Annotated in this window: 16 protein-coding genes and 1 riboswitch; of the genes, 9 read left to right on the top strand and 7 right to left on the bottom strand. The window is 50.1% G+C overall.

The window, feature by feature from the left end; genetic code table 11:
* Position 1: 1 nt before the first annotated feature.
* Positions 2 to 2,209 (bottom strand): TonB-dependent receptor, encoded by a 2,208-nt coding sequence (locus tag RDN79_RS11935; RefSeq protein WP_298549948.1) that lies wholly within the window; start codon positions 2,207 to 2,209, stop codon positions 2 to 4.
* 59 nt (positions 2,210 to 2,268) lie between these two features.
* Positions 2,269 to 2,384: riboswitch (TPP riboswitch) on the bottom strand.
* Between the two features lie 215 nt (positions 2,385 to 2,599).
* Here RDN79_RS11935 and rimP point away from each other — a divergent pair.
* The 9 genes from rimP to RDN79_RS11890 all read left to right on the top strand — a co-directional run bounded on the left by rimP (position 2,600) and on the right by RDN79_RS11890 (position 12,580).
* Positions 2,600 to 3,067: a ribosome assembly cofactor RimP gene (rimP, locus tag RDN79_RS11930; protein WP_298549949.1), complete on the top strand. Its 468-nt coding sequence runs from the start codon at positions 2,600 to 2,602 to the stop codon at positions 3,065 to 3,067.
* A 7-nt stretch (positions 3,068 to 3,074) separates the two neighbouring features.
* Positions 3,075 to 4,373 (top strand): transcription termination factor NusA, encoded by a 1,299-nt coding sequence (nusA, locus tag RDN79_RS11925; protein ID WP_298549950.1) that lies wholly within the window; start codon positions 3,075 to 3,077, stop codon positions 4,371 to 4,373.
* A gap of 20 nt (positions 4,374 to 4,393) precedes the next feature.
* Positions 4,394 to 7,384 (top strand): translation initiation factor IF-2, encoded by a 2,991-nt coding sequence (gene infB / locus RDN79_RS11920; RefSeq protein WP_298549951.1) that lies wholly within the window; start codon positions 4,394 to 4,396, stop codon positions 7,382 to 7,384.
* A 2-nt stretch (positions 7,385 to 7,386) separates the two neighbouring features.
* Positions 7,387 to 7,878 carry a CvpA family protein gene (locus tag RDN79_RS11915; RefSeq protein ID WP_298549952.1) on the top strand — a complete coding sequence of 164 codons (492 nt, stop codon included), beginning with the start codon at positions 7,387 to 7,389 and terminating at the stop codon, positions 7,876 to 7,878.
* A gap of 35 nt (positions 7,879 to 7,913) precedes the next feature.
* Positions 7,914 to 9,359: a Fe-S cluster assembly protein SufB gene (sufB, locus tag RDN79_RS11910; protein ID WP_298549953.1), complete on the top strand. Its 1,446-nt coding sequence runs from the start codon at positions 7,914 to 7,916 to the stop codon at positions 9,357 to 9,359.
* Between the two features lie 173 nt (positions 9,360 to 9,532).
* Positions 9,533 to 10,285 (top strand): Fe-S cluster assembly ATPase SufC, encoded by a 753-nt coding sequence (gene sufC / locus RDN79_RS11905; protein WP_298549954.1) that lies wholly within the window; start codon positions 9,533 to 9,535, stop codon positions 10,283 to 10,285.
* Between the two features lie 74 nt (positions 10,286 to 10,359).
* Entirely contained in the window at positions 10,360 to 10,770 is a 411-nt protein-coding gene (locus RDN79_RS11900; protein WP_298549955.1) for a GxxExxY protein, read from the top strand.
* A gap of 76 nt (positions 10,771 to 10,846) precedes the next feature.
* Complete coding sequence (gene sufD / locus RDN79_RS11895; protein ID WP_298549956.1) at positions 10,847 to 12,190, top strand: Fe-S cluster assembly protein SufD; 1,344 nt, start codon at positions 10,847 to 10,849, stop codon at positions 12,188 to 12,190.
* A gap of 9 nt (positions 12,191 to 12,199) precedes the next feature.
* A complete protein-coding gene (locus tag RDN79_RS11890; RefSeq protein ID WP_298549957.1) occupies positions 12,200 to 12,580 on the top strand; it encodes a VOC family protein in 381 nt (126 codons plus the stop codon).
* Positions 12,581 to 12,614: 34 nt separating this feature from the next.
* Here RDN79_RS11890 and RDN79_RS11885 read toward each other — a convergent pair whose 3' ends face one another.
* The 6 genes from RDN79_RS11885 to RDN79_RS11860 form a co-directional block, all read right to left on the bottom strand.
* Positions 12,615 to 13,181: an RNA polymerase sigma-70 factor gene (locus RDN79_RS11885; RefSeq protein ID WP_298549983.1), complete on the bottom strand. Its 567-nt coding sequence runs from the start codon at positions 13,179 to 13,181 to the stop codon at positions 12,615 to 12,617.
* Between the two features lie 55 nt (positions 13,182 to 13,236).
* Positions 13,237 to 13,734: a Gfo/Idh/MocA family oxidoreductase gene (locus RDN79_RS11880; protein ID WP_298549958.1), complete on the bottom strand. Its 498-nt coding sequence runs from the start codon at positions 13,732 to 13,734 to the stop codon at positions 13,237 to 13,239.
* A gap of 10 nt (positions 13,735 to 13,744) precedes the next feature.
* A complete protein-coding gene (locus tag RDN79_RS11875) occupies positions 13,745 to 16,030 on the bottom strand; it encodes a GH92 family glycosyl hydrolase (RefSeq protein WP_298549959.1) in 2,286 nt (761 codons plus the stop codon).
* Between the two features lie 179 nt (positions 16,031 to 16,209).
* The gene (locus RDN79_RS11870) at positions 16,210 to 17,694 is read right to left on the bottom strand and encodes a RagB/SusD family nutrient uptake outer membrane protein (protein WP_298549960.1); all 1,485 of its coding nucleotides are present in this window, start codon (positions 17,692 to 17,694) and stop codon (positions 16,210 to 16,212) included.
* A gap of 14 nt (positions 17,695 to 17,708) precedes the next feature.
* A complete protein-coding gene (locus RDN79_RS11865; RefSeq protein WP_298549961.1) occupies positions 17,709 to 20,909 on the bottom strand; it encodes a TonB-dependent receptor in 3,201 nt (1,066 codons plus the stop codon).
* A 279-nt stretch (positions 20,910 to 21,188) separates the two neighbouring features.
* A complete protein-coding gene (locus tag RDN79_RS11860) occupies positions 21,189 to 23,957 on the bottom strand; it encodes a glycoside hydrolase family 2 TIM barrel-domain containing protein (protein ID WP_298549962.1) in 2,769 nt (922 codons plus the stop codon).
* Positions 23,958 to 23,969: the final 12 nt, after the last annotated feature.

The raw sequence follows: 23,969 nt of genomic DNA, 5'->3' as shown, positions 1-23,969 counted from the left end.
TTTAAAACCTGAATGTTACCCGTGCCATTGCGTTAGTTCCCGCCTGGGTGAAATAACCGTCCTCTTTATAGCGTTCGCCGTCGACCATTGCCGAGTAGACCCAGGCGTTGGTCTCATATTGCTCGTTGAACAGGTTGTTAACCGTGACATCGAGTGCGATCTCCTTCATGAACTTCGGTTTGAAAACATATCCGACACGCAGGTTGCTTACGAAATAAGGATCGATGGAGCGGTCTTTGCAAGAGGTGTTGTCGATATACTGGCGGCCGACAAACTGGGAGTTGAAACTTGCACTGAATTGTTTCCAACTGAAATTGAACATGCTGTTGGCGATGATGTCCGGCGAAAAGGCGATAGTGGTCGTCCCTAAGTTGTTGCGGTCCTCACGCAGGTAGTTCCAGTCGGCGTCGTAGACCTCGATGCTTTCGGTGAAGTTCTTGATCTTGTTCCGGCTTAAAGTCAGGTTCCCGTTCCAGTCCAGCCAGCGGGCTATTTCTACGCCTCCGGTCAATTCGATTCCCATCCGGTAACTGTCTTTGATATTGGAGGTGAGCGCTTCGCCGATTTCGCTGATCTTGCCGGTCAGGACCAGCTGGTTGCTGTAGTCCATGAAGTAGAGGTTGGCTCCGATGTGGAAGCGGGAATTGCCGAAACCGTAGCCGGCTTCGTAATCGTAGAGTGTCTCATGTTGCGGACGTTCGTCCGGGCCGGCTTCGGTGAAATTGTCGCGGTTCGGTTCGCGGTTGGCTACCGAGAAAGATACGAATGCGTTGTGGCCTCCCTTCTGGAAGTTAATGCCTGCCTTGGGGTTGAAGAAGTTCCAGCGTTTGTCGACATCCACGTGGTCGCCGGCTTTGTCGTCGCTGCCTTTGATGGTGTAGTGGATGCCCCGGTATTGCATGTCCAGATATCCGTTCAGGTTGGGATGGAACTGGTAATTGGCTTTGGCGTACATATTATAGTCCAGTTTGTCGCCCGTGTTCCGGTAATATTCGTAGTCCGGTTCGGGAAGGCTGTTTGATTGCTTCGCCCATATGACACGTCCGAAGTGGTCGCCGTCGTAGCGGTTGATGGCGGCTCCGGCGGAGAATTGCAAGCGCTCTCCCCGGTAGTTGGCGCTGTAGATGGCTCCGTAAAAGTCGTTTTCCAGCCATTTGCGGCGGACAAGGTCTGTCTTGGCGAGGGTGTCTCCCTCGCTGTTTATATAAGGAGGCAGTTTGTAGCTTTTGAATTTGGCTCCGCTTTTGTAATCTTCGTAGTAACCGGTTCCATGCGTGTAATGGAGTGTCAGGTTCATGTTCCAGAAGTCGCTCAGGCGTTGGCTGGCGGTCAGATGGTAGTTCTGCTGTCGGTAGTTGTCCGTCTGGTTTTTGTAATATTTGGTGACGCCGTTTTCCTCATATTCCCCGCAAGGGTTGTAGGTGCGGTCTGCATTCAGCAGATAGGAGGGGACACCGGTCCACGCCTGGTAGGTCTTCTCGATGCTGCCGAAGGTCTGGAGGCGGATCAGGGTATTATCTCCGTAATAAGCCGCTGAGGCAAAGTAGGAGTGCATGTTGGCATCGGCCCGGTCGATGTACCCGTCGCTTTGGATATTGGAATAACGGGCATCGAAAACGAAATGGTCCTGTAGAAGTCCGGTTCCGAGCTTGACCATGTTTTTGACTGTTCCGAACGAACCGGCCGAGACTGAATATTCGGCATAAGGTTTCAACTCCGATTTCTGTGTCTGCATGGCGACGGTGGCCCCGAAGGCGGCTGCTCCGTTGGTCGAGGTCCCGGCTCCACGCTGTATCTGGATGTTATCGACCGAGGAGGCGAAGTCCGGCATGTTTACCCAGAAGACCGTGTGAGACTCGGAGTCGTTTACCGGTACGCCGTTGACAGTGATGTTGATACGGTTGGCATCCGTCCCGCGGATCCGGAATCCGGAATACCCTATACCTGTTCCGGCATCCGATGTCATGATCACGGATGGCGATTGGAGGATCAGGAAAGGGATTCCCTGCCCGTCGTTCCGGCGGTTCAGCTCGTCCTTTGTCAATTCACTGTAGGCGACAGGCGTATCTTTGGCTACTTTGGTTGCGGTCACGACCACTTCGTCCAGCGAGATGTCTTTTGAGATTTTCAGCGAGTCGGCAGGCCCGATCGTTTTGCCTTGTGCCGACAATGCCACTAATGATGAGGCGATAATAAGAACATTTTTCATCCTTTTTTCTTTTTGATAACCTGAATTTTAAAAGGAATAGCAGAGGTGGGCTGTTTTTACTGAAGATACACTTTTCTCCCTTCGTCGGCATTACCCGTGCAGGTTCAATGGGTATAATCTCAGCCTGCCTTCCTGTTTCCGGGCGTCATTTCGGCAAGCACCCCTTATATTCGGGGGCAAAGGAACGAAAAAAACGGGTAATGACCAAATGTTCTGACATACGCTTGCTTTTGAGACATATGTGCAATATGTACGCGATAAATCCCATAACATGCAGAAAAAATATATATTTATTTGAAAACTCACTGATTATTTGTATATTTGCAGGCGATTAAGCGAAGATGAGGAGGGGGCGGGCAGTCCCCTTCTTTTGTTCTTAACTGTATGTATATGATTGAAAAGGACGTGATAAGTCAGTTGGTAGAAGAGAAATTAGCTTCTTCCGGCAATTATTTAGTAGATGTAGTAATTAAACCAGGTAACCTGATTATCATAGAAATAGATAATGATGAGGGTGTTTGTATCGACGACTGCGCGGAGTTGAGCCGCTATGTGGAAGGTCACCTGGACCGGGATGTGGAAGACTTCGAGCTGGAAGTCGGTTCCGCAGGGATAACATCTCCGTTTAAAGTGCTTCGCCAGTATGTGAAAAATATAGGCAATGAAGTGGAAATGCTGCTTAAAAACGGCACGAAGCTGACCGGCGTATTGAAGTCGGCCGACGAAAACGGGGTGGTAGTCACTGTTGAAAAACAAGTGAAGCCCGAAGGAGCCAAGCGTAAAGTGACTGTCCAGGAAGACCAGTCATATACATTCGATGAAATAAAATATACAAAATACCTAATAAGATTCAAGTAAAAAGATTATGGCCAAGAAAGAGGAAACAATCAGTATGATTGACACACTTGCTGAGTTCAAGGAGTTGAAAAATATAGATAAAGATACGATGATCAGCGTGTTGGAAGACTCATTCCGCAACGTGATCGCTAAAATGTTCGGTACGGATGAAAATTACGACGTAATTATCAACCCGGAAAAAGGGGACTTCGAAATCTGGAGAAACCGTACGGTTGTCGCCGATGACGAACTGGAAGACGAGAATCTTCAGCTGACATTGACCGAGGCCCGTAAGATCGATGCCGACTGTGAAGTAGGCGAAGAGGTGACCGACGAAGTGCATTTTGCCGATTTCGGACGTCGCGCCATCCTGAACCTGCGCCAGACGCTGGCTTCAAAGATACTTGAATTGCAAAAAGACAGCTTGTTTGCTAAATATAAGGATAAAATCGGCAACATCATCGCAGCCGATGTTTACCAGGTATGGAAGAAAGAGATCTTGTTGTTGGACGACGAGGGTAATGAGTTGCTGCTCCCGAAAACAGAACAGATCCCGACAGATTTTTACCGCAAAGGTGAAACCGTACGTGCTATCGTACAGCGGGTGGATAACTACAACAACAATCCGAAGATCATTCTTTCCCGTATAGACAAATTATTCCTGCAGCGTTTGTTCGAACTTGAAGTACCGGAAATCAACGATGGCCTGATTACCATCAAGGCGATTGCACGTATTCCGGGAGAGAGGGCAAAAGTGGCCGTAGAGTCGTACGATGACCGTATCGATCCGGTCGGCGCCTGCGTCGGAATGAAAGGTTCCCGTATTCACGGTATCGTTCGCGAGCTGAGAAATGAGAATATCGATGTTATTAATTATACATCCAATGTATCGCTGTTTATCCAGCGTGCATTAAGCCCGGCAAAAATTTCCTCTATACGAGTGAACGAAGAAGAACGTAAGGCAGAGGTTTATCTTCGTCCTGAAGAAGTTTCATTGGCTATCGGTAAAGGCGGTCTGAACATCAAACTTGCCTGTATGCTGACCGAATATGCCATCGATGTCTTCCGTGATGTGGAAGGTGCAGATGAAGAGGACATCTATTTGGATGAATTCTCGGATGAAATTGACAGCTGGGTAATCGAAGCACTGAAGAATATCGGGTGCTACACGGCGAAGAGCGTATTGGCTATGAGCCGCGAAGAGATAATAGAACGTGCCGACCTCGAAGAACAGACTGTTGACGAGGTACTTGCTATCTTATCTGCCGAATTTGAAGAGGAACAGGAGGAAATCCAAGAACAGGATGAAACCCAGGAACAGGAATAAGTATTACGACAAAGTTTGATATGCCCATAAAATTAATACAAGTACAAAGGAAATTAAATGTAGGAATCAACACGGTGGTTGAGTTTCTACGCAAGAAAGGGTTCGAGGTTGAGGACAACAATCCCAACACGCGAATCGGTGATGAACAGTATGCTTTGCTCGTAAAAGAGTTTGGAAAAGATTTACCGAACGGCGGACGTGAGCGTGAGCGGGTTGTGCCCGAACGTCCTCACAGGGAGGCTTCTTCTGTGAAAGAAGAAAAGGGTTCGGAAATAAAGACTGTAATACCGGAAGAATTCAAGCCTAAAATCGTGACGAAGGGCCGGATCGATCTGGACAGACCGCATAAAAAAGCGCAGGAGGCACAGCAACAGCCTGTTTCCGCTCCTGTGGAAAAGAAAGCGGAGAAGCCTGTGGAGGCGACCTCTGCTGCAAAAACTGCTGAAGCTCCGGTTCAGGAGGTGAAAGCCCCTGAAGTAAAAGCTCCCGAAGTAGAGGCACCAGAGGCGAAAATGCCTGAGGTGAAAATCCCGGAAGTGAAACAGCAGCCTGAGGAGATAAAAGAAGAAAAAGTTATAGTTGTGGAAAAGGAACCAGCAGAAGTGATCAAACCGGAGCCTGTACAGGAGCCGGAAGCTGCAAATGTAGAGTCAACGACCGCGAAATCCGAGGAACCGGCGGCATCTGCCGGCAACGGTTCTGAAGAGGAATTATTCCGGTTGAATACTCCGAAGTTCGAGTCGAAAATCAAGGTGACCGGGAAGATTGACCTGAACGCGTTGAATCAGTCTACCCGTCCGAAGAAAAAGACGAAGGAGGAACGCAAGAAAGAGCGTGAAGACAAGCGTGAGAAGTTTGCCGGTAACAAGCCGGGACAACAGTCGGGTAACGGGCCTTTCAACAAGGGACCGAAAGATGCGACGTCAAGGCCCGGCGCTCCCGTCAAACCGGGAGAAGGCGGTGCAGACGCAAAGAAAAAGCGTAATCGTATCAAAAAAGATCGCGTAGACGTAAATAATACGCCGGGAACCAATGCACGTCCGTCACGTCCGAACGACGATCGTAAGCCGCGCCTGCGCAAGCCGGTGAAGGCGGAGATCAGCGAAGAAGATGTACAGAAGCAGGTAAAGGAAACCCTGGCCCGCCTGACCAACAAGGGCAATAAGAATAATAAAGGCGCCAAGTACCGTCGTGACAAACGCGATGCTTTCCAGAAGCGTGAACACGAACTGATGGAACAGGAAGAAATGGAAAGCAAGGTATTGAAGTTGACGGAATTCGTGACAGCCAACGACCTCGCCAACATGATGGATGTTCCTGTGACGCAGGTTATCGGTACTTGCATGAGTATCGGCATCATGGTTTCCATCAACCAGCGCCTGGATGCGGAAACAATTAATATCGTAGCCGAAGAATTCGGTTTCCAGACCGAATATGTAAGTGCCGAAGTGGTGGAAGCCATCAAGGCCGATGAAGAAAATGACAACGAAGAAGATTGGGTTGCCCGTCCGCCTATCGTTACGGTGATGGGACACGTTGACCACGGTAAGACTTCTTTGCTGGATAACATCCGTAATGCAAACGTAATTGCCGGTGAAGCCGGAGGTATCACGCAGCACATCGGTGCTTACAACGTGAAGTTGCAGAGCGGACGCCGTATCACGTTCCTGGATACGCCGGGTCACGAGGCCTTTACCGCCATGCGTGCCCGTGGCGCCAAGGTGACGGATATCGCGATTATCATTGTGGCTGCCGACGATAATGTCATGCCGCAGACCGTCGAAGCGATCAACCATGCTTCGGCTGCCGGCGTACCTATCGTATTTGCCATCAATAAGATCGACAAACCGCATGCCAATCCTGACAAGATCAAGGAGGAGCTGGCTAACATGAATTACCTGGTTGAAGACTGGGGGGGGAAGTACCAGAGCCAGGAAATTTCAGCCAAGAAGGGTATCGGGGTAGAAGACCTGCTGGAAAAAGTATTGCTGGAAGCCGACTTGCTCGACTTGAAGGCGAATCCGAAGAGACGTGCCGTTGGTTCCATCATCGAGTCTTCACTCGACAAAGGACGTGGATATGTTTCTACCGTGCTGGTTGAAAACGGGACGCTGAAAGTCGGTGACATCGTACTGGCCGGAACCCATTTCGGTCGTGTAAAAGCGATGTTCAACGAACGTAACCAGCGTATCGAACAGGCCGGTCCTTCCGAACCGGCTCTGATCCTCGGTCTGAACGGGGCTCCGCAAGCCGGCGATACGTTCAACGTACTGGAAACAGACCAGGAAGCCCGCGAAATCGCCAACCGTCGCGAACAGTTGCAGCGTGAGTTGGGTCTGCGTACGCAGAAGATGCTTACGCTGGATGATATAGGCCGCCGTATCGCAGTCGGCAACTTCCAGGAACTGAACGTGATCGTGAAGGGTGACGTGGACGGTTCCGTTGAAGCGTTGTCAGACTCCCTGATTCGTCTGTCTACAGAGGAAATCCAGGTGAACGTGATCCACAAGGCTGTCGGCCAGATCTCCGAATCGGATGTCGTACTGGCTGCCGCTTCCGATGCGATCATCATCGGGTTCCAGGTGCGTCCGGCATTGCCCGCGCGTCGTCTGGCAGAGAAAGAAGGAGTCGAAATCCGTCTGTACTCGATCATCTACGATGCGATCGAAGAAGTGAAGAGCGCAATGGAAGGTATGCTTTCGCCGGAAATCAAGGAAGAGATCACGGCCAACGTGGAAGTGCAGCAGGTATTCAAGATCACGAAAGTGGGTACGATTGCCGGATGTATGGTACGTGAAGGCAAGATCAAGCGTTCGAACAAGGTGCGCGTGATCCGTGACGGCATCGTGGTTCACTCCGGTGAATTGGAATCTTTGAAACGTTTCAAGGACGATGTGAAGGAAGTGGTTGCCGGTTTGGATTGTGGTTTGAACATTGTGAACTACAATGATATCCAGGTTGGCGATATCATCGAGGCATACGAAGAAACGGAAATCAAGAAGACATTGTAAACATGAACTGGTTGGACATTACATTGCTATGTCTGGCAGGAATAGGATTTGTGAAAGGCCTGTTTGATGGAGTCATCAAACAGGTTGTTTCGCTTATAGCCCTTTTGGTCGGGATCTTTTTTTGTACGAAGGCGGCACTCTGGCTACGTGGATATATATTGGCATTGGGCTGGTTCCCCGAACAAGGGGTGACGGTGCTCAGCTACGTGGCGGGGTTTCTGCTGATCGTGGGTGTCATATTGTTGGCGGGTGAGATTCTGACCCGTGTCGTGGGGGCGACGCCGCTGAGCGTCCTGAACCATCTGGCAGGCGGTGTCTTGGGGCTTTGCTTTATGATGGCGTTTGTCAGTCTCCTGCTGAACGGCATGGAGATGATAGACCGCGGATCGGTCCTGATCCCACGCGAGGCAAAGGTCGAATCCCGTTTTTACAATCCAGTCAAAGAAATAATCCCAACTATTTACTTCCGTAATTTGTTTTTTAAGGAGGAATAGGTTTCATAAATTGAACAATATATATATAATGTATAATGGAAGATTCGAACGACATACTAAATGAGGTAACGACCGGTGATTACAAATACGGATTCGTTACCGATATAGATACGGAGGTGATTCATCGCGGATTGGATGAAGAGACCGTCCGTATTATTTCTGCCAAGAAAAATGAACCGGAATGGCTGCTTGAGTTCCGCTTGAAAGCTTTCCGCCACTGGCAGACACTGGAGATGCCCACCTGGCCTCACCTCATGATCCCGCCGATCGACTATCAGGATATCATCTACTATGCTGCCCCGAAGAAGAAGGAAGGCCCGAAGAGCCTGGACGAGGTCGATCCGGAACTGATGAAGACGTTCGACAAACTGGGTATCCCCCTGCACGAGCGTGCTCAGCTCAGCGGGATGGCGGTCGATGCCGTGATGGACAGTGTCTCCGTAAAGACGACATTCAAGGAAACGCTTGCCGAGAAAGGCATTATCTTCTGCTCTTTCAGCGAAGCCGTCCAGCATCATCCCGATCTGGTCCAGAAATATCTGGGAAGCGTGGTCAGCTATCGTGATAACTTCTTTGCTGCTTTGAACTCGGCGGTATTCTCGGACGGTTCGTTTGTCTATATCCCGAAAGGCGTGCGTTGCCCGATGGAGCTATCCACCTATTTCCGTATCAATGCCGCCAACACCGGACAATTCGAACGTACCCTGATCGTGGCGGACGATGAAGCCTACGTCAGTTACCTCGAAGGTTGTACCGCACCGATGCGCGACGAGAACCAGCTTCACGCCGCCATTGTCGAAATCGTGGCGCATGAACGTGCCGAAGTGAAATATTCTACCGTCCAGAACTGGTATCCGGGCGATAAGGAAGGAAAAGGGGGAATCTATAACTTCGTGACCAAGCGCGGACTGTGCAAGGGCGAAGGAAGCAAGATTTCCTGGACACAGGTAGAGACCGGTTCCGCCATCACTTGGAAATATCCGAGCTGCATCTTGGCCGGCGATAATTCGGTAGGCGAGTTCTACTCGGTGGCTGTCACCAACAACTACCAGCAGGCCGATACCGGCACGAAGATGATCCACCTCGGGCGGAACACCCGCAGCACGATCGTTTCGAAAGGCATCTCCGCCGGACATAGCCAGAACAGCTATCGCGGCTTGGTGAAAGTCTCTCCCCGTGCCGAAGGCGCCCGCAACCATAGCCAGTGCGACAGCCTGCTGCTCAGTTCGACTTGCGGCGCCCATACCTTCCCCTATGCCGATATCCAGAACGAAACGGCGGTAGTGGAACACGAGGCGACGACAAGCAAGATCAGCGAGGAGCAGTTGTTCTATTGCCGGCAGCGCGGTATCTCGGTCGAAGAAGCTGTCGGCCTGATCGTAAACGGATATGCCCGCGAGGTGATGAACAAGCTCCCGATGGAGTTTGCCGTAGAAGCACAGAAGCTGCTGACCATCTCCCTGGAGGGGAGCGTGGGGTGATGCACCGTTGTATCGAGGTTGCCGCGAAGCTATGCGGTGTGATACCGCAAACGTATGCGGTGAAGTGCCGCATAGCTATGCAGTAAGATGCCGCACAGCTATGCGGCATCCTCGATACAGCCCGGAAGGGGCATGAAGAGAAAGGAAGCGTTTAACAAGTAATCAGTATAGATATGTTAGAGATAAAGAACTTGCATGCCAATGTCAATGGCAAAGAGATATTGAAAGGGATCAACCTTTCTGTCAAGGCGGGTGAGGTACACGCCATCATGGGACCGAACGGTTCCGGGAAAAGTACCTTGAGCAGTGTATTGGTCGGTAATCCGGCATTCGAGGTGACGGAAGGGGAGGTGATCTTCAACGGCAAGAACCTGCTGGATCTTGAACCGGAAGACCGAAGCCGCGAAGGGATTTTCCTGAGCTTTCAGTATCCGGTGGAGATTCCGGGTGTCAGCATGGTGAACTTCATGCGTGCCGCCTTGAACGAACATCGTAAATATAAAGGGCTGGAACCTGTTTCGGCTACCGACTTCCTGAAACTGATGCGTGAGAAGCGTGCGATTGTCGAACTGGACAATAAACTGGCGAGCCGCAGCGTGAACGAAGGTTTTTCGGGCGGTGAGAAGAAGCGGAACGAAATCTTCCAGATGGCCATGCTCGAACCGAAGCTGGCGATCCTCGACGAAACGGACAGCGGCCTGGATATCGACGCCCTCCGGATCGTGGCGAACGGTGTCAACCAACTCCGTACGCCTGAGAATGCGGCTATCGTCATCACGCACTACCAGCGCCTGCTGGATTATATCAAGCCTGACGTAGTCCATGTCCTCTACAAGGGCCGCATCGTCAAGACCGCCGGTCCCGAACTGGCCCTCGAACTCGAAGAAAAAGGCTACGACTGGATCAAGAAAGAGATGGGAGATTAAGAATTTGGATTGTATGAAGAACCAGGTTCGCGGATGACGCGGATCGGGCGGATTTTAACGGATTATTATTGTTTATGAAATTGCTTTGTAAAGAGATTACGGATCAGGTATTATCGGCATTTTATGCCGTGTATAATGAGCTTGGTTTCGGTTTTCTGGAAAGTGTTTATCAGAATGCTCTTTATAAGGAACTTTGTTCGATGGGACTGAAGTGTGAGCCTCTGAAAATTATAGAGGTCTATTATAAAGGTGAAGTTGTAGGTAAATACATTGCAGATATGGTTGTGGAAGATGAAGTAATATTGGAACTAAAGGCCTCAAGTGTGCTTACCGAAGCACATGAAATGCAGTTGCAAAATTATTTGAAGGCTACCCGCATCGAAGTGGGGCTGCTACTGAACTTTGGAGCACATCCGGAATTTAGGCGGAAAGTCTTTGCCAATAATCTGCACGATAGATATAAACAAAGGAATCAAATTAAATAGTAATCCGTTAAAATCCGCCCAATCCGCGTCATCCGCGAACCTGGTTCTTCTATTACAGGTAATAATTAAATAGCACATGAAAGCAGAACAACAATATATAGACCTCTTTACGCAGTGTGAATCGCTGATATGTAAGCATGCGGCAAGCGTGATGAATGCACCGCGTGCGAAGGCTTTGGCTGATTTGGAGCGGCTGGGGTTTCCGCAGGTGAAGAGTGAAGATTATAAATATACGGATGTGGCGCAGGCTTTTGCCCCGGACTATGGGGTGAATATCAATCGCCTCGACATACCGGTCAACCCCTATGACGTGTTCCGTTGCGATGTTCCCAATCTGAGTACCTCGCTTTATTTTGTGGTGAACGACACTTTCTACGACAAGGTGTTGCCCAAAGCCCATCTTCCTGAAGGAGTTTATGCCGGGGGAATGCGTACTTTCATGGAGAAATACCCTGAAGTGGCCTCCCGCTATTACGGCAAGGCGGCTCCGAGCGGTAAGGATGGCATCATCGCCTTGAACACGATGCTGGCTCAGGACGGCTTTGTGCTCTACGTGCCGGAAGGTGTCGTAGTGGAGCGTCCGGTCCAGTTGGTGAATATCTTCCGCAGCGATGTGGACACGATGGCGAATCGCCGTATTCTGGTGATTATGGAGCCTCGTTCGGAAGCCAAGCTGCTGGTGTGTGACCATAGCATCGACGATGTCAAGTTCCTGGCTACGCAGGTGGTCGAGATCTTTGCGGGCAAAGGCGCCTTCTTCGATTATTACGACCTCGAAGAGAGCAGTGTGTCGACTACCCGTTTTGCCTCCGTGCATGTGAAGCAGGAAGCGGGAAGTAACGTCTTGGTGAACGGCATTACGCTGAATAACGGCCTTACCCGCAACAACTATTATATCGAACTGAACGGTGAACAGGCTGAAGCGACCTTGTGCGGTATGTCCATCCTGGACAAGGAACAGCAACTGGACACATACAGCCATATTACGCATGCCGTACCTCATTGCACCAGCAACGAACTGTTCAAGAATGTCTTGGACGACCATGCGACCGGTGCGTTCAGCGGCCGTATCTTAGTGAAGGAAGACGCACAGAAGACAGCAGCCTATCAGACGAACCGCAATCTTTGTGCGACCCGTGAAGCCCGCATGTACAGCAAGCCCCAGTTGGAAATCTATGCCGACGATGTGAAATGCTCGCATGGCATGACCACCGGGCAGTTGGACGAAAACGCCTTGTTCTATATGCAGAGCCGTGGCATTCCCCGCGACGAGGCACGCATGTTGTTGAGCGTAGCTTTCACTTCGGACGTGATCGACTATGTACGTCTGGATGCCTTGAAAGACCGCCTGCACAAATTAGTAGAAAAACGTTTCCGCGGAGAACTGGCGAGATGCGCCGGTTGCCGGATTTGCAAATAAGAATAACATATGCAATTGACTCATATCGCTATCTGGACGAACGAACTGGAACGTTCGCGTGATTTCTATATCAAGTATTTCAACGGGAAAAGCAACGAGAAGTATGTGAATCCGAAGAAAGGCTTTGCCTCTTATTTCGTCACCTTCGAGGGAGGGACATCGCTTGAAATCATGCAGCGGACCGATATAACGAGGGAAACGGCAGACGTGTTCATCGGTCTTGCCCATTTTGCCTTTTCTACCGGATCGAAAGAGAAGGTGGATGCCATGATCGAACGGTTCCGTTCGGACGGTTACAAGATCGCAGGCGAGCCGCGTACCACGGGTGACGGCTACTATGAAGGGGCAGTCTTGGATCCGGACGGCAACCTCATCGAGGTGATTCGATAAAACCCGGTTGTCGCGTGTGGGTGGAAAGCCCGGATCAATCCATGTAGGATAAGAATACTAACAGCGGCATGTAATCTTTCAGGTTGTCGTGTAGCTTTTTCAGGGCCTGGGTGATATGGTATTCCACGCCTTTGGTAGTCATGCCGAGCGTTTCTGCTATTTCTTTGTAGGGTTTGTTCTCGTAACGGCTCATGATGAAGATACGGCGGGTCTGTTCGGGCAGGGTGGCCAATGTCTTGTTCACGATCTCCTGCGCCTCGGCTGTAAACAGTTCTTCCGGGTTGCAGGCTTCGAGGGTGGAGATACGGGTGTTCAGTTCCCATTCGGCATGGTTCTTCAGGTGTTCGCTGGCATCTTCCCTGACTTGTAAATGTTGCAGGTAGTTGAGGCATTTGTTTTTGATGATCGTGAGTATATAGGCCGGGACATTGGAACCGGCCTTCAGCGTGTTCCGGTTTTCCCAGTATTGCATCAATGCCTCTATGGTGAAATCTTCGGCTACGGCCATATCCCTCACATACATATTAGCAAAGCGGATGAACCGTCCTTGATAATCTGCGAATAATTGATTGAAAGCCTTTAAATCTTCTGAATATTCCATCATACCCTATCGATTAGAGCGTAAATATAGTAAAAATCTAAAGGATTAGATCTATTTATTTCAGATAGATTATTTTTCCGGTACTTGCTGATTCTTTCGCTGCATCGAGAATTTCCATCACGATCAGATTATTCTGTAAGGTGGATTGGGGATCTTCTTCTGCGATCCCTTTTACCACTGCGCAGAAATAGGAGAACGGTTTCTCGACCATGATGTGAATCTTTTTGGGTGCGAAGAACCGGACGACGTCCTGATGATAATAGGTCGCGTTGAAGCAAGCGACGGCTTCTGGATGTTGTTGGTCGTAAAGTTCCTGCATAGTGGAATATACGATTTCCATGCTGAAGCCGAACCGTTTGGACATACGTTCCGCCAATTGCTTGTCAGGTTCGACAATGCCGACTATGATATAAGGTTTGTTTTTATCGTTTAAAACACCTCCCACATGCGAGTGGGTTAGCCCGATGATTCCTAATCTGACGGGTGCATCCTGCTCTGCCTTTGCCGACAGGACGGCAAGGCAGAGCAGGAGTATGTGAATGATTCTTTTCATATGTCGTTCGTTATAAGCCAAGTGAAGGAGGAAGCGATCCGGTGGAAGAGGCCCATTCTTTGTTGGGAGTATCGCCCATGACAAACGAGAGTTTGCCTCCGTTCATGATGTCCGTGTGGAGGATATAGCTCTTGTCGTATGGCTGGCCGTTGAGTGTGGCGGACTGGATATAGATATTCCTGTCCGATGCCCCTTTGGCTTCGATCGTGAACTTCTTGCCGTTTTCGAGTGTGATCACGCTTTCTTCAAATGACGGGCTGCCGATCACGTAATAGGGCATGCCCGGACAGACCGGATAGAAGCCGACCATGCTGAAGACCAGCCAGGATGACATCTGCCCGGCATCGTCGTTGCCGGAAAGCCCGTCGGGGGTCGTGAAATACTCTCGGTGGATGATGTCATGCACCCATTTTTGCGTCTTCCATGGTTCGCCGGCATAAGCGAAAAGATAGGCGATATGGTGTCCCGGCTCGTTGCCGTGCCAGTAATACTCTCCTTCGAAGAAGGTATCCAAGCGGTTGATGAAGCGTTCTTTTCCGCCCATGTGCCGGATCAGCCCGGCTATGTCCTGAGGCGCATACCAGGTGTAGTGGTAAGGCGTCCCTTCACAGATAAACGAAGTGGAGGCAAACGGATCGAACGGTTCGATCCAAGTTCCGTCGGCATGGCGTCCACGGGCATAGCCTGTTTCGGGGTCGATCACGTTCCGGTAGTTTTCCGCCCGTTTGATGAGCGCTTTATAATCGTCTGTCTTGCCTAATTTCTTGGCAACCTCGGCAAGGACGAAATCGTCATAGGCATATTCCAGTGTACGGGAGACCTGTTCACGGCGGTGGAATGCTTCCATTACGGGATCTTCTAACGGCACGTAGTTGTATTTCAGGTAAGATTCCATTGCCCGGCGGCCTTTCCCGTCCCGGTAGCTGTCGGGATCCGGATTGGCCTCGAAAGCGTTTTTGCGCATCAGCGTGTAAGCCTCTTCATAGTCGAAGCCCGGAGCATCTTTGACGATGGCGTCTCCGATCATGGCGATGCAATGGTCACCGATCATGGCAGCCGTGTAGCTGTTCCAGGACGGGAAGATGGGCAACCAGCCCCCCTGCTGTCCTTTTAATACGAGCGAATGCGCCATGTCCCCGTTGCGGGAAGGGTTGAGGATGGAGAACAGAGGATGAACGGCCCGATAAGTATCCCATTGCGAGAAGTCGCAATAGTAGGTCCCGTGGTCCATCTTCATAATCTGTCCGCCGCCATCGAATTTCGGATAGGAGCCGTCCACGTCGCTGAACGTGCGGGGCAGGAAATGCGCGTTGTAGAGAGCCGAATAGAATTTGACCTTTTCTTCTTCGTTGTTCCCTTTTACTGCGATCTGGCCCAGTGCCTGGTTCCAGGTGTCGGATGAAGTCTGTCGTACCTCGTCGAAGTTCCATCCCGGAATTTCGGCAGCCAGGTTCTTGCGGGCATTGTCGATGCTCGTAAAAGAAGTGGCAACCTTGACCAGTGTCTTCCCCGGCTTGCCGGAGGCCAGCTTTACCCAGGCTCCGACAGCGTGTTTTTGTCCTTTTGCCGATTTCCGTCCGGGCGTGATCGTGGTGCTGTCCCAGACGCCATAGTCGGCAATCTCTTCATTCAGCCGGATCACGAAATGTCCGCTGAATCCGGCTTCTTTGCCGTAACCCTGATAGATGCGGTGTACGGGGTTATAGCCGGTAATTTCTTTCTTTTCCGGATCGATCTCGACGAAGGCGACCCCTTCGTCGCTGTTGGGCTCGATCACGATATAGTGGTCGCCATCCTGCTCGAAGCTGAATTGCATGATGCCGGCGCGGGAGAGTCCGGTCAGTTCGGCATGGATCGCGTAGTCGTTCAGTTTGACTGAATAATAGGAGGGAGTGGCACTCTCCTGGGCGTGGTCGAAAGAGGAGGCGCGTTTGACCGGGTCTGTTTCGAGCTTGTTGCTCAGCGGCATGATCGTGACGCTGCCGTAGTCTTGTGTGCAGGAACCGTTCATCCAGTGGCTGGCCCGGAATCCCTGGATCGCGTCTTGGAAATAATAGTAGGGGGGATGGCATTTCTGTTCGGTCGCCTGTGTCTGTGCCACCCAGTTGGTCATACCGTGCGGAACCCCGACAGCCGGCATGATTTGTCCGCGCTCTTCCGTCGAGTTCTTGTCTTTTCCCTGTACGATGCGGATATCCGTACCGATCAGAGGGTTAACATACTTTTCGTATTTGTTTTCCTGTTGGTTACATGAGAATAAACACAATGTACTTAATAAAATTGTCCAGGTCTTCATGTCATTAGAATTATTGATGGTACAAATATAATAAAAAGGAGAGCTTGGCAGCCTTAAAACGACATCTTGATGCCAGTGGCAGAGACATCAAGATGCCGGCAGTGGGAGACACCAAGATGTCATAGCCGTTGACATCTTGGTGTCGTTTTGAACATCTGTCAGGATGCGTTGTCGGTCTGTCAGTTTCGTGATTCGATCTTGTAATCGTTCTGCGTCAGCTTCGGATTGACATCGATCTGTTTCTGCGGAATCGGGCAGATCAAGTTTGTCTCGTTCAGGGAGAATCCTTTACTTTTCATTACTTCGACTGCGCGTCCGGTGCGGATCAGGTCAAACCAGCGATGGTTTTCGAAAGCCAGTTCCACGCGGCGCTCCTGTTCTACCATCAGGGCGAACTGAGCCTTGTCGGTTGTCTGCAGGTCGACCGGACTGGTCTCTGTCGTCTGATAACCGAAACCGCGACGGCGCGTCATATTCAGATACTTGCAGGCTTCTGCCGTCTTTCCGTTCTGGTTCAGGGCTTCGGCATACATCAGGATCACATCGGCGTAACGGATCACCGGATAGTTGTTGCTGGCATCATTGTTTTGATAAGGAACGTCCATGAACTTGCAAACATAGCGGGATTCCACCCATTCGTTGTTCTTGCGGTTATCGTAATATCCGAGGGACATGGAGAAATCACGGCGCAGGTCGCCTTCTTCGTAAGCATTGTAGATATCCATTTCCGGAATATTATTACCACCCGTACCGCCGACTGCCACGACGTTCGTCCCCGAATTTTCAGGTGCGAAGTTATTGGTATAGTTGGAACCTTCTTCATAACCGCCTTTCAGGAACTGGATTTCAAAGATCCCTTCCTTGCTGTTATGGTTAATCGGGCTGAATACATCTTTGTAGCCGTCGATGTTCAGGCTGCCCGGCGTGTTTTCCAACAAGCTGTATCGTCCGCTGTTGATGATTTCGGCCAGGATGGTTTCCGCCTCTGCATATTTATGCAAAGTCATGTAGACCTCCGCCAATAATGCTTTGGCTGCTCCCTGGGTGGCACGCCCGTCTTCGGCTGTCGAATAGGAAACGGGAAGAGCTTGCGCTTCTTTCAGGTCGGAGATGATCTGGTTGTAAACATTCTCTTTCGGTTCGCGCAGGATGTCGTAAGATTCCGAGATGCCGATTTCTTTCAGGACCAGGGGAACATCGCCGTAGACGCGGACCAGGTTGAAGTACATCAGGGCGCGGATGAACTTGCATTCCAATTTGTAGCGGTTTGCCAGTTCGGCATTGATCTCGATACCGTCGATGCGTCCTAAGACCGTATTGGTACGGTTGATCGTCTTGTAGGCGGCTTTCCAGAAATTGGCGATCATGCTGTTCTGTGTGTCGATGTAGAACTGGTCGAACTCGTTCTGGGTGGTTACCGAACCGGAGAGCTGGTTGCGGGTATTGTCGGAGGGAATTTCTCCGAAAACATACCAGTTACCGTATATGTCATTCTCCTGTAGAGAAGAGTAGGCTCCGTTTACTGCCGAAAGAATGTCGTCGGCCGTTTTGTAGAAATCGTTTTCACTTAAATCCGTTTGCGGATTCTGTTCTAGGAAGTCGCTGCAGGATGAGAAGCTGAATCCTAAAAGAGCGATTGCGATCAGATTATATTTTAGTTTCATAATTCGTCTGCTATTTAAAAGGTTACGTTAATACCGAAAGTACAGGTGCGATACAGCGGGTACATACCGTAGTCGGTACCGGGAGCTGTCACCTCGTCTTCCTTGAAACTTGTTTCCGGGTTGTAGCCGCTATAACTTGTGATCGTCAGCAGGTTCTGCGTGGAAACATATACGCGTGCACGTTGGAGGCTGCATTTCTTGGTGAATGCTTCAGGCAATGTGTAACCGACAGTCAGGTTGTTGACGCGCAGGAAAGAACCGTCTTCCACCCAGCGGGAAGAAATGGCATTGTTCTGTCCGGTCGGCTGCGAGTTGGCTCTCGGAATCCATCCGTTGCCCGGATTGGCTTCTGACTGCCAGCGTCCCATCATCTCCTTCAACTGATTCTGGTTACCTTCTCCCTGTGTGTAGAAACGTCTTCCCAAGTGTAGCACTTCATTTCCGACGACCCCTTGCAGGGAGATGCTGGCATCGAAGTTCTTGAAGGTAAAGGTGTGTGTCATACCCCAGGTGAAGTCCGGCATATTGTTACCGATGATCGTACGGTCATCGGCATCGATTTTATGATCTCCGTTGACGTCTTCGAACATAACGTCACCTACCTGCGTGTCGGCCAGGTGAGGATATGCATCCAGTTCTTCTTTCGTTTTGAAGATTCCCAGCATCTTATACCCGTAGAATGCGCCGATCGGTTGGCCCACCATCGTGACGTGGGTCGTTCCGGCGCCGCCATCGCTGAAGATCGGGTCGCCTGTCGGTCCTAACGCCAGTACCTTGTTGCGGTTGACGGAGATATTTCCGGTTGCATCCCAAGTAAAGTCTTTACCTCTGAAGGGAGTACCGCTAAGAGTGATTTCGAGACCTTTGTTACGCATTTTCCCGATATTCTGCATGGCTTTATCAAACCCGGTGATTGTCGGGATGTCTACATCCATCAACAGGTCGGTAGTCTTGCGGTAGTACAGGTCCAGAGATAGGGACAGACGGCTGTCCAAAACGGAGATTTCGAAACCGAGGTCGGTCTGGCGTGTCTTTTCCCAAGTCAGGTCGGCGTTGGAGAAGCTCTTCTGTGCTGCACCGTTTACGATGTTGCCCGTACCTGTTCCCAATACATAGTTGGCATTTTCCATGATACCGATGGAAGCATAGTCGCCGATGTTGTTGTTACCCGTGATACCGTAACTTGCGCGGATCTTCATGTCCGACAACCATTTCAAATCCTTCAGGAAGTCTTCCTGGGACAGACGCCATGCTACCGATCCGGAAGGGAAGTAACCATAGCGGTTATTCTTGCCGAAGCGGGAAGAACCGTCCGCACGAATGGATGCGGTCAGGTAGTACTTGTTGTTATAACGATAGTTCACACGTGCCAGATAAGAGAGCAACGTCCAGGTCTTCCGTTCCGACTCGCTGCTTTTTACCGTCGCATTGTTGAGGGTCTGGATTTTGTCGTTCGGGAAATCGGAACCTGTCGATTTTGTGTAGCGGTAGATATTTTTCTGTGCAGTGACACCGGCAACAGCGTCGAGTTCATGTTTGTCCCATGATCCGAAGTAGGTGACGGTGTTTTCGTTTAGCCAGTTAATGATCTCGATGGACTTTTCCGTTGCTTTTCTTTCCGTTGAGGGAAGAGGTGCCACGTTACCGTTGTTCGGAATGGTTGCCGGGCGGAAGTATTCGCCTCTGTATTCGCGGATGTCGGCACCGATTGTGGATTTCAGTTTCAGGTTTTTCAACAAGGAAAGTTCGATGTAGCCGTTGCTGAACAGACGGAGGTCTGTGTCGTAGTTGTGGATATGTGTCAGGGCCACAGCATTCGGTACACCGGTCAACCCGTCGCTGGCGACGGCGTACATGGACTGTGAAGCCCATGTACCGTCTTCATTATATACCGGTACTACGGGAGATGTCGCCAGAGCCGCATTGATGACACCGTCACTTGCCCAGTGTCCCTGGGTGGTCTTGTTCGAATTCATATAGGTCGGAGCCAGGTTGACACCCATCTTCAGCCAGCTGTTCAGTTCGCTGTCGATTTTGGCCCTTGCCGAGAACCGTTCGTAGTCGCTGTTGATCACGACACCCTGCTGGTTGAAATAGCCGGCCGAGAACATATATTTAGTCTTTTCGTCGCCGCCTGTTACTGTCAACTGGTAGTTCTGTACGGGTGAAGTGCGGAAAATTTCGTCCTGCCAATCCGTACCGGCCCCTAAGGAGGCGATATAGGCGTCGTCGTCGTAGATAGCCGGATAACGATAACGGTTTCCGGACGGACGCATACTCAACGGGTCGCTGGCGGATGCTCCCGGAACCTTGTTGATGTAGTTGTTATTGAAGGCTTCCCGGCTGAATTCGACAAATTCCTGTGCGTTCATCAGATCCATCTTCTTGGTTACGTTCTGGAAACCGGCATAGATATCCAGGCTCACGCTGACCTTACCGCTCTTTCCCGATTTGGTTGTGACCAATACGACACCGTTGGCTGCACGAGAACCGTAGATGGCGGCTGCCGAAGCGTCTTTCAATACTTCGATCGATTCGATATCGTTCGGGTTGATGGCATTCAGGTTTTGTTCCCCCAGCGGATATCCGTCGACAACATACAACGGGGCGCTGGATGCCGTGATAGAGCCGGACCCGCGTACTCGGATTGTGGCCGCTTGTCCCGGTTGCCCTCCGACTTGTTGTACCTGTACGCCGGCCAGTTTTCCGGCCATCGCTTCTGTCGGGTGCGACACTTTGAGGTCTTTCATCGAACCGCTGTTCAGTTGTGAAACTGCTCCTGTCAGGTCTTTTTTCTTCATGACACCGTAGCCGACTACCACTACTTCGTCCAGAGCTTCGGAGTCTTCCTGGAGAGTAATGTTGAAAGTGGTCTGGTTTCCTACGCGTATTTCCTGTGGAGTAAATCCGATGTAGGAAATAACGAGGGTAGCGTTTGCGGGCACATTCTCAAGCGTGAATTTACCGTCCATGTCTGTAATATTCCCGTTTGTCGTTCCTTTTACGATAATGTTGGCACCGGCTATAGGACCGAGTGCGTCTTGTACGACTCCTGTGATGGTCTTTCCATTTTGTTGCAAACGTGCAGGGATTGCCGAGTCCGATTTTCCCCGTAGGCTCGTTGCAGGATCCGTGATGGAGTTCTCACTTGCCAGAACGCTGATGCTGGGCAAAAGAGAAAGCAGGCAAATTTTTGCCATTTTGTTATTTTTCATGTCTACATGGTAATTTAAGTGATTACTCAATAAGTTAACTGAATGAATACGGAGAATATACGTAGCTATTCTCTACATAGGAAAGTTCCTTCGATTTCATGGTCCCATTGGATAATTGATTTAAGTTTATATTTATAAAACACAATTTATTTACGTTCTCTGATCTTGTTGAAGACTCTGCAAATATAGATAAAGTTGTTGTTAATCAAAACAAATTAACGGTTATTCCAGCGCATCCCAGATATAACCGTTAATTACTTTTAATTGTATTTACTTCTGTCAGAAGCGGAAATATAATTTTCCACTGACATTATTTTCCGGTCCGTTTCCTCTTGCCCGGTGGGGCTGCGATTGAGGTCCGAAATCTTCCGCTTTTCCGAATTTGGTCCCGACAGCCGGGATCGCATTCATGAAAGAGATGTTTCCTTCCGGATAATCGACGATCGTATTGTTACGTTTCGGGTCGTATTGACTTTGTATGGCAGGCGTGAAGAGGTGCAAAGTGACGTCCTCTTTCCCGCTATAAACTTCAAAAGGAGTGGGACAGTCGAGTTTCATCCCGTAGAAAAGAGAATAGTATCCTTTGAATTCCGGATAATCCCAACTTTCGCCGGTGATGGTGTTATTATATTTCTTTTCCCAGATATTCAGGGATCCGCCTTTCATCCGGTTGTTGTACACGCGGTAGGGGCCGTTGGCGAGCAGGGTGGCCCCGGCAATCTCTTTTTCCGGAAAATCGAACGTGATACCTGCCATCTTGACATTGTCTTGGGGACGGTAGTTGTAATCCAGTTCCACAATACCCGAAGGGAGCATGGTCCAGGTAAACGTATAGACTGTGTTTTTCCCGTTCCGGGACGTATAGGAGGCAATCAGTTGAGGCTTTTCCCCGGCTTGCTTAAATTCTACTGATTTACAAACAAGGTCCTGGCCGGATATCAACACCGGACCGTTATTCAACGGGATTACTTTACCCCCGGAAGTGACTGACCGGAGCAGGCCGTTCTCTTTGTCGAACGATACCTCCGTACCGGCGGCCGAAAAGCACCAGTTATCGGTGTTTTCTTTCACTTGCGGTGCGCTGCCTTCCTGTGGCAGCAGGCGGTTGGCAAGACGGCCGGGTGTGCCGATCTCGTAGCTCCAGGTAAATAACACCTGGTTGTAACGGTCTTTTACCGTGACATATAGAAAGTCGTAGTCCTGCCAGCCGGAGGGAAGTTCGAGCTGTAAATATCCTCTTTCTCCCGGACGGATATCGGGGGCTTCGATCTTGCCGGAAACAGATTGTATGTCTTTTCCCTGAAGCGAGTTGATTTTAGCCAGCCGGTATGTGTAGCTACAAGCGTTTGCGTTTGTGAAGGCATATCTATTTTCTATATCGAAACGCCCGTCCCATCCCGGTGTGAGATAACGTTCCGGCAGATGGATCGGCGACCATATTTCTTTGATTGTAAAGAAGCTGCCTTCTTTTTCGCGATATGGGCCTACGATACCGTCGGCTCCGTGATCCTTGTCGGTGTCGTAGAATCCGTTTTTATCTTCGCGGAGAACTGCCTGGTCTGCAAAATCCCAAAGGAACATTCCGGCGGATAGAGGATTGGAGAGCATCAGGTTCCAGTAGTCGTCGAGTCCGGCCCCGTGGCCTCCGTCGTATAATCCGTGCAGGATTTCCGTCGGCATAAAGATATCCCTTCCGTGGAACATATTACCGATACCGGAATTATATTTGATGTAATGTACCGTATTGATATTTCCCGATAATGCCCAGGGATGCAGGACCGCCCGCTTTTGCGGGTCATATTGCGGAAACAGCGGATCGAGGTCGAGATTGAAACCTCCCTCATTCCCGTTTGCCCAGAATACGATAGACGGACGGTTGAGATCCCGTTTCAGCATTTCACCGACCAACAGGGCTCCGACTTCCGTGTCATAAGGCGGATATTGCCAGGCGCATAATTCATCTATCACGTACATTCCCAGCGAATCGCAAACTTCGAGGAAATGTTTGTCAGGCGGGTAGTGCGACATACGGACTGCATTCATATTCATCTCTTTCATCAGTTTGACGTCATTGATGCTAAGCTGTTTGTTTGTCGTTCGTCCGGTCGTGGGCCAGTGGGAGTGGCGGTTCACGCCTTTGAAACGCATTTTCACGCCGTTTATATAAACGCCGTCTTTGGGCTTTACTTCAATGGTGCGGAAACCGATCCGGTCTGTCAGGGTATGTAATATCTTGTCCTTTTGTCGAAGCGTGATTATGGCCGTGTATAGTTGAGGATCTTCAGCCGACCAGGGTTGGATGTTATCGATCTTACCTGAAAGGGATATCTTGCCGGTCTTTGCGTTTACAGGGACAGATGCGATTTTACCCATCGTCCGGTCCTGTGCGTCTCTGACCTCTATTTCCGCTTTTATGCCGGAAAGTTTCTTGTCTATAAATATATCTGCGTTCAGTTCGCCGTCTTGCCGGGCGTCGATCGCCGTATATTCGATGAAGTTTTCGGGAACAGCTTCCAGATAAACCGGACGGAAGATGCCTCCGAACACCCAGAAGTCACATTGCCGTTCCGCTTCGTTGATGCTGGAGTTGGACGACATTTTATTTACTTTGACTTCCAGTAGATTGCTTTTGTTGTCATGAACCAATTTGGTTATTTCCCGTTTGAAGCGATAGAAAGCTCCCTGATGGATGGGCCCTGCCTGTTTACCGTTTACCTTAATCTCCGTATCGGTCATGGAACCTTCGAAGACGATAAAGATACGTTTCCCTTTCCATGCCGCCGGCACTTCGAATGTCGTTTTATACAATCCGGATTCGTCGGCTTTCGGCTTGTCGTGCCCGTAATTGAAGGTTCCGTATCCTTCCATTTCCCAGCAAGACGGAACTTTTATCTTGTTCCATTCCCCGCTTTTCCTGCCTCCGGTGCAGAAGAAATCCCATTCGACCGCATCGTCCGAACCTTGTCCGGATAAATATTTTACATCAGTGGTTTGCCCATTTATAAAGAGGCTACCCAATAAGAATAAAAAAGAATAAAAACATTTCATATAGTAAGTATT

This window comes from uncultured Parabacteroides sp., from assembly GCF_902493135.1.
GTDB lineage: Bacteria > Bacteroidota > Bacteroidia > Bacteroidales > Tannerellaceae > Parabacteroides.
The sequence above is the reverse complement of the archived record's forward strand: the minus strand, read 5'-3'. Positions and strand labels throughout refer to the sequence as shown.